At 59.8% G+C, this 12,190-nt stretch carries 10 protein-coding genes; 5 read left to right on the top strand and 5 right to left on the bottom strand.

The features are described from left to right. Positions 1-7 precede the first annotated feature (7 nt). The gene (locus OHL20_RS19100) at positions 8-586 is read right to left on the bottom strand and encodes a hypothetical protein (protein WP_263384750.1); all 579 of its coding nucleotides are present in this window, start codon (positions 584-586) and stop codon (positions 8-10) included. Between the two features lie 55 nt (positions 587-641). Next, positions 642-2,114, bottom strand: a complete 1,473-nt coding sequence (locus OHL20_RS19095) for a PAS domain-containing sensor histidine kinase (protein WP_263384749.1) — start codon at positions 2,112-2,114, stop codon at positions 642-644. 289 nt (positions 2,115-2,403) lie between these two features. On the opposite strand from OHL20_RS19095, the gene OHL20_RS19090 reads away from it, so the two are divergent. From OHL20_RS19090 to OHL20_RS19080, 3 genes are all read left to right on the top strand, one after another. Further along, the gene (locus tag OHL20_RS19090; protein WP_263384748.1) at positions 2,404-3,624 is read left to right on the top strand and encodes a TIGR03118 family protein; all 1,221 of its coding nucleotides are present in this window, start codon (positions 2,404-2,406) and stop codon (positions 3,622-3,624) included. Between the two features lie 210 nt (positions 3,625-3,834). After that, positions 3,835-4,707 carry a hypothetical protein gene (locus OHL20_RS19085; protein WP_263384747.1) on the top strand — a complete coding sequence of 291 codons (873 nt, stop codon included), beginning with the start codon at positions 3,835-3,837 and terminating at the stop codon, positions 4,705-4,707. A gap of 176 nt (positions 4,708-4,883) precedes the next feature. Next, a complete protein-coding gene (locus tag OHL20_RS19080) occupies positions 4,884-6,524 on the top strand; it encodes a ribulokinase (protein WP_263384746.1) in 1,641 nt (546 codons plus the stop codon). Positions 6,525-6,527: 3 nt separating this feature from the next. Here OHL20_RS19080 and OHL20_RS19075 read toward each other — a convergent pair whose 3' ends face one another. After that, entirely contained in the window at positions 6,528-6,941 is a 414-nt protein-coding gene (locus tag OHL20_RS19075; protein WP_263384745.1) for a (R)-mandelonitrile lyase, read from the bottom strand. A gap of 100 nt (positions 6,942-7,041) precedes the next feature. On the opposite strand from OHL20_RS19075, the gene OHL20_RS19070 reads away from it, so the two are divergent. Next, on the top strand, positions 7,042-8,367 hold the full coding sequence (locus OHL20_RS19070; protein WP_263384744.1) for an amidohydrolase: 1,326 nt from the start codon (positions 7,042-7,044) through the stop codon (positions 8,365-8,367). Next, positions 8,367-9,788 (top strand): amidohydrolase family protein, encoded by a 1,422-nt coding sequence (locus tag OHL20_RS19065; protein WP_263384743.1) that lies wholly within the window; start codon positions 8,367-8,369, stop codon positions 9,786-9,788. The genes OHL20_RS19070 and OHL20_RS19065 overlap by 1 nt, the downstream gene beginning before the upstream one ends. 35 nt (positions 9,789-9,823) lie before the next feature. On the opposite strand, the gene OHL20_RS19060 is transcribed toward OHL20_RS19065, so the two are convergent. Next, the gene (locus OHL20_RS19060) at positions 9,824-11,380 is read right to left on the bottom strand and encodes a glycerol-3-phosphate dehydrogenase/oxidase (protein ID WP_263384742.1); all 1,557 of its coding nucleotides are present in this window, start codon (positions 11,378-11,380) and stop codon (positions 9,824-9,826) included. A gap of 45 nt (positions 11,381-11,425) precedes the next feature. Next, entirely contained in the window at positions 11,426-12,154 is a 729-nt protein-coding gene (locus OHL20_RS19055) for an MIP/aquaporin family protein (RefSeq protein ID WP_263384741.1), read from the bottom strand. Positions 12,155-12,190: the final 36 nt, after the last annotated feature.

The following is a 12,190-nucleotide window of genomic DNA, read 5'->3' as shown; positions in this document are numbered from 1 at the left end:
TGACACGCTAACGCCTCAGAAAAGCTGTCTGCGCCTTGATGAAGTTAGGCGGCAACTGGCGCATGACAGTGAGATTCGACGGCACAACTTTGGTAGGCGGCGGCGGTGGTGGTGGAGTCGCCGCAACAACAGCTCCCGCTCCTGGCGCTGCACCGTTGGCGGGTACAGGCGTTGCGTGGGGCGGATATGCATCGATCGGAATGACAGAGTAGTTGACTCCCGGCTTCAACTCAACGGAGTTGGTGAAGGGCTCATAGCCGGTTGCCGTAATGGCGATCATCCCCATGCTCGCGTCTGCGTTCGGGCTCGGCAACACGACCGAATATTTGCCGGAGCCATCCGTAGTCTGAACGATGGAGTTTGGACCAAGCGTTAGCGTCAGCCTGGCGCCGGGAATAAGGTTATGCGAATTCGCATCCTGTATAAAGCCGTCGAACTCGCTCTGCGCGATTGGCTGGGGCGGAGGCGGAGCAGGCCGGGTCAAGTAAAAGATCAGCACCGGCACCAGGACTGCCGTCAGAATTCCCCCAAGCCACTTCAAAAAGAGCGAGCCACTGCGCGAACCGCTTTCAACCTCAGCCATCATGTCTCCAGAGCAACAGAATAAGCTGCTCCGACAGGCTGTCAATGTAAATCGGGTATTACTGCTCCGGAGACCCGGCAAATGGCAGTGAGATCATGACGCTTGTACCCGAATGGCCAGCTTCCGTACTGCTTTCGAGCGTTAAACGACCGCCGCGTTTTTCTATCAACTGCCTGGAGACCCACAGGCCGATGCCCGTGCCAAGGTTCCCCTTCGTCGTGAAAAACGGCTCAAACACCCGGCCGATATGGTCCGCCCTTATTCCTACGCCTTCGTCGCGCACCAGAACCTCGAGCACATCTTCCTTCTCCACAATCCGAACATAGAGGACGCCACCGTCCGGCATCGCGTCGATTGAGTTGGCCATGAGATTTGAGAACACCTGCACCATCTCGCCTTTGCTCGCCATGATCGGTCGGCCATGCTCGAAGACACACTCCACAGTGATCTCCCTGTTGTTGAGCTTGGACTGGTAGACCGTCAGTACGTCCTTCACCACCTCGTGAAGCAGCACCGGGACAGGTGCGCCCGTGTCGCGGTAGTAACCAAGCGTCTGCCGCGCAATATGCGACACACGCTCTATCTCCGATTCGGCGGTTCGGAGATAGTCCGTTACCTCGTCGCCACACGTGCCATTCGTCCGCGCGAGGTAGATCAGGTTCATGACGGATTCGAGCGGATTGTTGATCTCGTGAGCGATCGTCGCGGCCATCCGTCCCATCGTCGCAATCTTGTCCGACTGAATCAGCAGATTTTCTATCTGCTTTCGATCCGAGATATCGCGCGCAATCTTCGACGTGCCGATGACCTCATTCGCGCTATTCCGCACGGGAGAGATCGTCAGCGAGACATGGAATCGCTCGCCGTTCTTTCTGACCCGCGTCGTTTCGTAGTGATTGATACGCTCGCCTGCACGCAATTTGGACATGATGTCGGCCTCCTCCGGGTGCAGATCCTCGGGGATCAACTGCAGGATGGAATGCCCGAGAATCTCCTCCTCCGTGTACCCAAACATGCGGTAGGCCGCGGCGTTCCAGCTCGTAATCATGCCATTGAGATTCTTGCTGACGATCGCGTCGTCCGACGACTCGATGATCGCGGCGAGACGAAATCGCGCCTCATCGTTCAGGCTGACCGGCGAGAGTTGATGCGCGATCTTCGAAGCCCCAACTACATGCCCGGCCTCGTCCAGCACCGGGGAGATGACCAGCGACACCCGCACCTGACGCCCGTCCTTCGTAGCCCGAAACGTATTCCGTTGCGGAACCCGCTCGCCCGCGCGGATCTTACGAAGGATCTCGGTCTCCTCGGCGTGTAATTCCTCTGGAACGAGCCGGAAGATCGACTGCCCGATCATCTCCTCCGGGGCGTAGCCAAGCATGCGGCTCGCCGCAGCGTTCCAGCTTGTGAGAATCCCGTTGAGGTCCTTACTGATAATTGCGTCTTCGCAGGAATCGACGATCGCCGCCAGAAGTGCCCGCGGGTCAGCCGTTATCACAATTACTTCGTCCGCATTCTTCGTCTCATCCATCGATATCCCGTCTACCGTACCCTGCGGGGCTGAGGACTCAGAACCGAGCATAGTTGAACCGTGCGCCATTCGATGCCGACAAACCATGGCACGTTCTACAAGCATACAGACGCCTGAAACGATGACACAACCGTGACAAGTCACTGACATACGGACGGCCTATAGCGCCGTAAGCTTGGCAAGGTTTGGAAGCCAGTTTTCTCCCCGCCTGCGATCTATCCAGCCACCAGCAACGGCGCATTGTCTTTACAAAGGGGCCCGCGGGGACTTACACCATCAGGAGATTGCCATGAACATCGCAGCACGCCTCACTACAACCGCCTCACTTGCTCTCACTCTGAGCGGCATAGCCCTCGGTCAGCACTACACCCAGGTCAATCTCGTCGCGAACACCTCCGGCATCGCACCCGTAACCGATCCGCAACTCGTCAACCCATGGGGTCTTTCGCGCAGCTCTGGCAGCCCGTGGTGGATCTCCGATCAGGGCACCGGACTCAGCACGCTCTACAACGGCGCCGGCACCAAGAATTCACTTGTCGTGACCATCCCGAAGGCTGATCCCATCAGCAAGACCTTCCCGACCGGAACGCCGACCGGCACCATCGCCAACGGCAGCCCAACCGACTTCCTTGTCTCCGGCAAGCCTGCCGCCTTCCTCTTCGCTACCATCGACGGCACCATCGCCGCATGGAACCCTGCCGTGGGGATCCTCCCGGGAGCAGCCGCGCCGTCAGTCAATGCCATTACGGTCGTCAAGACCACGGACGGCTCAAGCTACACCGGCCTGACCAGCGCCTTCATCGACGGCAAGCGCTACCTCTACGCCGCTAACTTCACCAAGGGCCGCGTCGATGTCTACGACAATGCCTTCAGCAAGGTGAAGCTTCGGGCCGAAGACGATCACTCCTCCGACTTCGATCGTGATGGCGACAACGACGATCGCAACGGCGGCAACGACAAGCCCTTCACTGATATCTTCCTTCCTCGCAACTTCGTCCCCTTCAACGTGCAGGCCATTGGCAATGACATCGTCGTCACGTATGTCCTGCACCAGCCGGGCAAGCCCTTCGAAACGGATGGTCCCGGTCTTGGCTACGTCAACATCTACACAGCCCAGGGCAAACTCGTCCGCCGTCTCCAGCATGGCGACCAGCTCAACGCGCCGTGGGGCGTAGCGCTTGCGCCGCTCGACTTCAGCAGCTTCAGCCACGACCTGCTCATCGGTCAGTTCGCAGGGGCCGGTACGACCGAGAACAGCGGCACGATCGCAGCCTATGATCTCGCCACCGGCAAGTTCGACGGCTTCCTCGTGGACGCTACCGGCAAGACCATCTCCATCAACGGCCTCTGGGCCATCAGCCCTGCGAACAGCGCCTCTGCAGGAAGCTACGACCCCGCAGCTACTCCCGGCGGCGAGTTGTACTTCACGGCAGGCACCAACGGTACCGGCGGCCTCTTTGGCTACCTGAAGCCCGTCGCCACGGACCAGGTCAAAGGCAACGACCAGTAAAGATGTACTAGCTCAGATCATGCACAAAACCCTACTCTCCCGGATTCTCATCACGGCAGAGTGGGGCTTTATGCATTTAAGAACGGCTGTTTCTCCCCCTTTGGACGGGCGACAAAGAAGAGACAATCCTCAGATCAAACCTCGACAACTAGCGGAAACTTTTCCAGCAGACTTGCTTCATTGCACCACTTATCCGAGAAAGAGGCCTTTATGACGTACACGCTGAAGCTCCTTGCAACCTTCACCCTTGCGGCAGCTACAACCTCCGCCTTCGCGGCAAAAGAAGCAGGCTGCGTCAACGGTGGCTTCACCCTCGCTGCAAACGTTGACACGAACGGCATCGCCGTCGCGAACATTCCCACCACCATCAAGGTTGTCGGCAAGTACGTTGAGTTCGACGTCGACTCCGCTACCCTCGGCATCCGCAACTTCACCCTCACCGGCGCACCCGCAGCCGACCGCCTCACCACCACGCCGCTCGTCGTCTTCGCCAGCAAGTCACCAGACCTTCGCGGCCTCACCCTCACCAGCGACGTCACCGTTCAGAACTCCGGCGGCACCCTGCTCATCGCACGAAGCGGCCCAGGCATCGACATCAAGATCCAGGCTCTTGACTGTAGCTCCGGCGGCATCTTCCAGCTTGAGGCCGAGCGCGCCGACCTCACCGCCACCGACTTCACCCACATCCTCGGGCCGAACATCTACTACTTCAACAATCCAAACTTCGGGCCGCCCCCACCACCCCTTCCCCTCTGCCCTGCTGGCGGTCCATTCACGCCGTCCTGCACACCTGTGCCGATTACGCCGCGTGTCAACATGGCAGCGGATGGCTTTCCCCTCTTCGTAGGCCGTGACTCCGCACAGGATTCCACCAAGATCCACCAGAGCGGTGGCACCTCAGTGTGGCGCGTCGCAAGCGGTGGCCGCATGGGTGCTGTTCTTGGCGAGGACTCCGTCGAAGTAGCCCCGCCACCGTCGACCTGCCTCTCCCACTGCCAGGCTCAGGATCAGGGCAAAGGCCGTTACCCTGTCCTCGGCTTCCCATCTCCAGTACCCGCAAACTCCCGCATTCTCCCCCGCTAACCCCTCCGCACCAACGACAGCGCCAGACACCCTATCCTCCTACAATGAATTGCAGGAGAATAGGGTGTCGTGCGTGCCTCAACGTTCCTTGTCCGACTGCCACTCCTCAAGCCTTGCCGCACTGCGCTACACTCCAAAGGGCAGCCAGTAAACGATTTCCAACAAGGACAAATCCCGTGAGCATAGTGGCAGGCGTCGACTTCGGAACCCTTAGCGTTCGTATCTCCATCTTCGACAAAGAGCGCGGAAAACTGGGCATGGCTTCAGCCGAATACCATCTTCATCGCTCCGCTACCGATCCCAATCTGGCTACCCAAAGCCACGACGACCAGATGAACGCGCTCACCAAGGCCATGCACGAGGCCGTCCAGGTCAGCGGCATCAAGGGTTCAGAGATCCGGGCCGTTGCGCTGGATACAACCGGCTCGAGCATCGTCATGGTTGGGGAAAATCTCGTTCCGCTCGGCGAATATTACCTGTGGGCCGACCATCGCGCCGCCCGCGAAGCCGAAGAGATTACGGCCGCGGCGCACGCCCAGAGCTTCGAAGGCATCGAGTGGTGCGGCGGCGTCTACTCCTCGGAATGGGGATGGTCCAAGCTCCTCCACTGGCTCCGTAACAACCCCTCGCTGCGCGCGAAATTCGTCACCGCCGTCGAGCACTGCGACATGGTAGCCGCCACTCTCTGCGGCGTGACGGACCCGAACGAGATTGCCCGCAGCATCTGCGCCATGGGTCACAAGTGGATGTGGAACCCAAAATGGGGTGGACTTCCGCCGGAAGAGTTCCTCGTCAGCATCGATCCACTGCTCGCCGGCGTTCGCGACAAGATTGTCGGCAAGTACCAAACCTCAGACCTTCTCGCTGGACATCTCAGCGAAGACTGGGCCGCAAAACTAGGCCTCGAAGCCGGAATTCCCATACCTACCGGCGCATTTGACGCCCACTGGGATGCGATCGGCGCAAACATCCGCCTCGGCGATGTCGTCAACGTCATCGGCACCTCCACCTGCATCATCGGCATGAGCGATCAGCAGACCCTCGTCCCCGGCGTCTGCGGCGTCGTCCCGGGCTCAGTCGATCCGGCAAAGGTTGGCATCGAGGCAGGCATGTCCGCCGTCGGCGACATCTTCGCCGCAATCGCCAGGCGCGCCAACTCGACCGTTGCCGAACTCTCCAAAGCCACCGAAAATTACCTCGCTGGCCAGACCGGCCTCCTCCGCCTCACGTGGGATAACGGCGACCGCACCGTCCTCGTCAACCCGGAGCTTGGCGGAGTGACCTTCGGCTGGAACTTGTATCACACCGCAGCAGACGAACTCTTCGCCGCGGTAGAAGGTACAGCGCTCCACACGCGCGTCATCTTTGAGCGCATGGAAGAGAACGGCGCACCCATCAACCGCGTCATCAACGGCGGCGGCATTCCCAAGCGTAACGCGAAGCTCAATCAGATCTACGCGAACGCGCTGAACAAGCCGGTGCTCGTGCCGGATGGCGACGTGACCAGCCTTGGCTCCGTCATCTTCGCCTTTCTGGCCGCAGGAGATTTCCCCTCGATTGAAGCAGCGCAGGATACACTCTGCCCGCCCTTCAAGGTCTTCCACCCACAGCCAGAAGAGGTCGCCCGGTACGACCGCCTTTACCCGCTCTTCCGCAGTGCCTACTTTGCCCTTGGATCGTCGGAGGCCTCAGCAGTTCCGCTCGGCCAGATCCTGCCAGGCCTGCGAGCCATTCGCAAAGAATGTCTCGACCTTCACGAGACCGCAGAGATTGTCGGGCCTTCCGCAGAAAACGAGCCTGAACAAGAGAGTGCCTAGCCGCTAACTCTCGTCCTGATACTCGTCGTACTCCTCTTCGGTTACATGGTCGAGCCACACCACATCCACGCCACGTTCGTCCATCTCCTGCATCGCCAGATGAACGAACGTCCGGCCTGGAACAGCGCCGTGCCAGTGCAGCTCATTCGCCTCGATCCACACTGAATCGCCGGATCGAATTACCTGTATTGCCTCACCTTTTTTCTGAACAAGCCCAACGCCTGAGACGACGTGGAGCGCCTGGCCTACGGGATGGGTATGCCACGCCGTCCGCGCAGCCGGTTCAAACATCACACGATTTACCTTCAGCCGTGATGGCGCATTACCTGCCACCACCTCATCGATCCACACAGTACCGGTAAACCACTGCTCGGGCCCTTTGCGACACCCACGTATACCCTCGAAAAGGATCTTCATAGCTCTTGATTCTAGACCGCCTGTTCGCATTGCTTCAAAGCCATCTGCTACTATCTGCCTATTCCAGCAACCCTCGTACTAACAGTTTTGGAGGCATGTTTTGACACGTCCACGCACGACCGGCCTCGCCACATTCTGCTTTCTCGCCTTCGCGGTGCAGGCCATCGCGCAGGCTGTTCCCGATCTCGTTCTCAAGAACGCCACCGTCATGACCGTGACTCACGGCACCATCGAGCACGGCAGCGTATGGGTCCATAACGGCAAGATCGCCGGTGTCGGAGCTACCGTAGCCGCGCCCGCTGGAGCCACCGTCGTCGATGCGACCGGCAAGTTCATCACTCCGGGCATCATCGATCCGCACTCGCACTCCGCACTCGGCAACGACGTCAACGAGGCCACCAGCCCCGTCACCCCAAGCATGATGATGATCGACGCCTTCGACAACAGCGACAAGGCTCTCTATCAAGCGTTGGCTGGCGGCGTCACTACGGAACTGCTCCTCCACGGCTCCGCCAATATGATCGGCGGCCAGGCCGTCGTCATCAAGAACAAGTTCGGCCTCGCCCGCGAAGAGATGCTCTTCCCGAACGCACCGCGCTCGATTAAATTCGCCAGCGGCGAGAACCCCAAGCGCGTCTATGGCAGCCGCAATCAGGTGCCATCCACCCGTATGGGCAACTTTGAGGTCATGCGTCAGGCCTTTGAAGACGCCAAGGTCTATCGCAAGGAGTGGGACGACTACAACGCCAAACTCGCCAAGGGCGACAAAGATTTGAAAGTTCCGCACCGCGACCTCAAGCTTGAAGCGCTCGCCGAAGTTCTCAGCGGCAAGCTCTATGTGCAGATTCACTGCTACCGCGCCGACGAGTTCCTCACCGAGGAAGCTCTCGCGCACGAGTACGGCTACAAGATTCGTGCCTTTCATCACGCCCTCGAGATGTACAAGGTCGGCGACAAGATCGCCAAGGATGACACCGCCATCGCCACCTTCGCTGACTGGTGGGGCTTCAAGGATGAGGCTTGGGACGCCATTCCATGGAACGCTGTCATGTCCATGCACGAGGGCGTCCGCGTAGCCCTCAAGAGTGACTCCAACGACCAGGTTCGCCGGCTGAATCAGGAAGCAGGCAAGATGATCCACTACGGCGGAGCGACCGAAGAAGAGGCTCTCCGCATGATCACGCTAAACCCTGCGTGGATCATCGGCGTCGACGATAAAGTAGGCTCCATCGACACCGGTAAGGATGCCGACCTCGTCATCTGGAACGTCGATCCCCTCTCCACCTACGCCCGCGCTGAGAAGGTCTACATCGACGGCGACCTCTTCTTTGACTCCAGCCTCAAGGGCTTTGGAACAACGCACTTCAATGGCGTCATGCACACCGGCGGCTTCGGCGGCTCAGACGACGAAGAAGGTGGAAACTAATGCGCTCTTTTGTCATTCCGCAGCAAAGCGAAGGAATCTGCTTCTCGTCCCGCCTCATCAGCATCGGTCACGCAGCAGCGGTAGCTCTCCTGCTTGTTACCCCGGTTTCGCTCCACGCGCAGGCAAGGATGGTCGACACCACCCCAGGCTCAGCCGCCATCGCCATTACGAACGGCAAGCTACTCACCATCACTCACGGCGTGATTGAGCACGGCACCATCGTCCTGCAAGGCGGCAAGATTGTCGCGATAGGTGCTGCAAGTTCGGTCAAGATTCCTTCGGGCGCAACGAAGATCGATGCCACCGGCATGACCGTCTACCCCGGCCTCATCGACTCCGAAACCAACCTCGGGCTTGTCGAGATCGAATCAGACCGCGTCAACTCCGATCTCGTCGAAACCAGTGAAGAGATCTATCCCCAGATGCACGTCTACGACGCCTTCCATGCCGAAACCGAGCGCATCCCGATCGATCGCTTCAATGGTGTCACCAACGCCATCGTCGCGCCCGAATCATCCGACACCATGCCCGGTCAGGACATCTTCATTCAACTCGCCGGACGCGATCGCGACACCATGATCGTGACCAAAGATGTAGCCCTTGCCATGAACTTCGGCCAGGAGCCCAAACGCGGTGGACGAGGCGGTGAAGGCGGAGCGGGTCGAGGCTTCCCCTCCACCCGCATGGGCGAGATCTCACAGCTTCGACAGGCGCTCCTTGATGCGCAGGAGTACATGGTCAAGAAGGCTGAGGTCGCGAAGAAGCCAGCCAGCGCAAAGGCCGATGAGACGGAATCTACCGGCAGGAAAGGGGGCGGCCCAACGGGCAAGTTCGACCTGCGCAACGAAGCTCTACTCCCGTATCTCAGGGGCGAGCGCCCCGTCATCCTCGGAGCCTACGAAGGCCATGACGTAGAGGTAGCCATGGCCCTCGCGCAGGAGTTCCACCTCAAGGTAGTCCTGAACCACGTCACGCACTCACAGGATGTCCTCGACAAGATTGCCGCCTACAAGGTGCCTGTCATCTTCGGGCCAATCTACGACTTTCCCGATGCGAATGAGCGCTATGATGCCGTCTACTCCATGCCCGCCGAACTCCAGAAGCGCGGCGTCAAGATAGCCTTCGCCTCGTACTCCGTAGAGTTCAATCGCAACCTGCCCTACGCCGCCGGCTTCGCTGTAGCCTACGGACTTCCCTACGATGAAGCCCTAAAAGCCCTCACAATCAATCCCGCCGAGATGTGGGGCATGGCCGATAAACTCGGCTCGCTCGACATCGGCAAGACAGCTAACGTCGTCATCGCGAACGGTGATCCGCTCGACGTGCGCACCAGCGTCAAGCAGGTCTATATTGACGGCGTAGCCATCCCGATGGAGACCCGTCAGACGCGACTGCGCGATGAGTACATGCCTAAAAAATAGCTGTTGGCAGCAAGGCGGATTGAATCCCTCAGGCTTCAATCCGCCAGCAGATAATCAGCCTTCGCGAGCGCAAGAAACGCCGTCACCTGCGCCTTTTGCCAGTCCACCCCATACCCCAACTCACGCGCCATCAACGTAGCCACCGCCGGAGCAGCCCGCATCGCCGCCGTTGCATCCAGCAGCAGCGCCCTTGTTCGCCGCGACAACACATCCTCAACCGTCCGCGCCATCTCCGCCCGGACCCCGTACACCACCTGCGCGAACGTGTAGGGCAGCTCCGCATCCAGCAGCGCCCCCAATGCAGGCTCACTAGAAATCAGCGCCTCAACGGCGGCAGCATCCGATCCATACTCCCGCAGATACCGATCATCCGCCGAAGGCACGCCCACTGCTCCACGCAGTCGAATCGTTGCTGAAATACACTTCCGGGCATCCAGCGCACCCTGCTTGATAGCGAAGTTCAGCGTGTCCTCAGCCATCCGGCGATACGTCGTCCACTTCCCCCCGGCCACCGTGATCAGACCGCTTGCAGAAGCATCGATGTGGTGCTCCCGCGACAACTTCGAAGTAGTCGAACCCTTTCCCGTTACCAGCGGACGCAGCCCAGAAAACACCGACAGAATGTCAGCCTTGCCAATCTTTCGATCAAGATAGAGATTCGCAAGCTCCAGCAGATAGTCAATCTCCGCCGCCGTATGCCCCGGCTCCATCACGGACTCCTTCGCCGGGAGGTCAGTCGTCCCGATCACAACACGCCCCTGCCAGGGTATGAGGAAGATGACGCGCCCGTCATCCGTCTTCGGCACCATGATCGCGTTATCGCCACCGAGAATCTGTGCCCGCACCACAATGTGCGTGCCACGGCTCACCGTCAGCAGGTCTGGTAGCCCCGGTTCATCAAGGTGCCGCACCTCATCCGTAAAGATGCCCGTAGCGTTGATCACGACCTTCGCCCGCACCGTGGTCTCAGCTCCTGTCTCAAGGTCCCGAACGACCGCGCCAGTCGCCTTCCCATCTGTATGGATCAGGCTCGTACAGCGCGTATAGTTCGCCACCACAGCGTCATGGTCGACAGCCGTCCGCGCCAGCGCCAGCGCCAGACGGGCATCATTGAACTGCCCATCGTGATACAAAATCCCACCACTCAAGCCCTTGCTCGCCAGCCCGGGGATGCGCCCCAGTGTCGCCTTTTTACCTAGCACCTTCGTCGGCCCGAGTGTCGACTTGCCAGACAGAAAGTCATATAGCGTCAATCCCATGCCGTAGTAAGGCAACTCCCAAAGATGATTTGCAGGAATGATGAAGGGCAGTGGGTGAACCAGGTGTGGCGCATTCCGCACCATCACTGCGCGCTCATGCAGCGCCTCATAGACAAGATGAATCTGCCCGCTAGCCAGGTACCGCACGCCGCCGTGCACAAGCTTCGTAGCACGGCTCGACGTAGCCTGCGCGAAGTCGCCCGCCTCCACCAGCGCGATCCTGTAGCCTCGCGTCGCCGCATCCACAGCGATGCCAAGGCCGGTCGCCCCGCCACCAATTACCAGTACATCAAATTCGCCATCCAACAACGCGAACATCTCAGCGCGGGTCATCCACAGGTCCTCATATCTATGAGATGCCAATGCCGCGTATAGCACTCAAATGCCAGAGTACCTGAGGAACAGCCCGATCACGACAGCGCCCACCGTCGGCCCCACAATCGGTACCCAGGCATAGCCCCAGTCCGACCCACCCTTGCCGGCAACCGGCAACAGGAAGTGCGCCAGTCGCGGTCCAAAGTCACGCACCGGATTGATCGCATAACCCGTAGTCGCACCGAGCGACAGCCCGATCGACCACACCAGTATGCCCACAAGGTAGGGTGCCAACCCCGGAGCAGGTCCCATCGGCGCAAATGTCTTGGCCCCGATCGACCCGATCACCAGCAGCAGCACCATCGTCGCTACGATCTCCGAGAACAGGTTCCACACCGGGCTGCGCACCGCAGGCGACGTGCAGAAAATACCAAGCTTCGCCGCCTTGTCCTCCGTCAACTCCCAGTGCGGCATATAGAACAGCCACATCACCGCCGCTCCCACAAACGCCCCAAGAAACTGCGCCACGATAAACGAAGCAACATGCGAGAAATCCCCCGTCTTGATCGCCACCGCAATCGTCACCGCCGGGTTCAGATGCGCACCCGGGCTCCCGCACGCAATCGCCGTTACCACGCCGCAGAAAACAGCAAATCCCCACCCCGCGGCGATCACCATCCACCCCGCACCCTCCGCCTTCGACCGCTTCAACGTCACCGCTGCGTTCACCCCTTCGCCCAGCAGGATCACCACCAACGTACCCATAAACTCGCCAAAGAACGGTGAAATCATTCCTACTCCTCGTACCGTTTCCTACACCGTGAACCA

Source organism: Granulicella arctica (genome assembly GCF_025685605.1).
GTDB lineage: Bacteria > Acidobacteriota > Terriglobia > Terriglobales > Acidobacteriaceae > Edaphobacter > Edaphobacter arcticus.
Note: the sequence above shows the minus strand (reverse complement) of the source record. Positions and strands in the feature narration are given on the sequence as shown.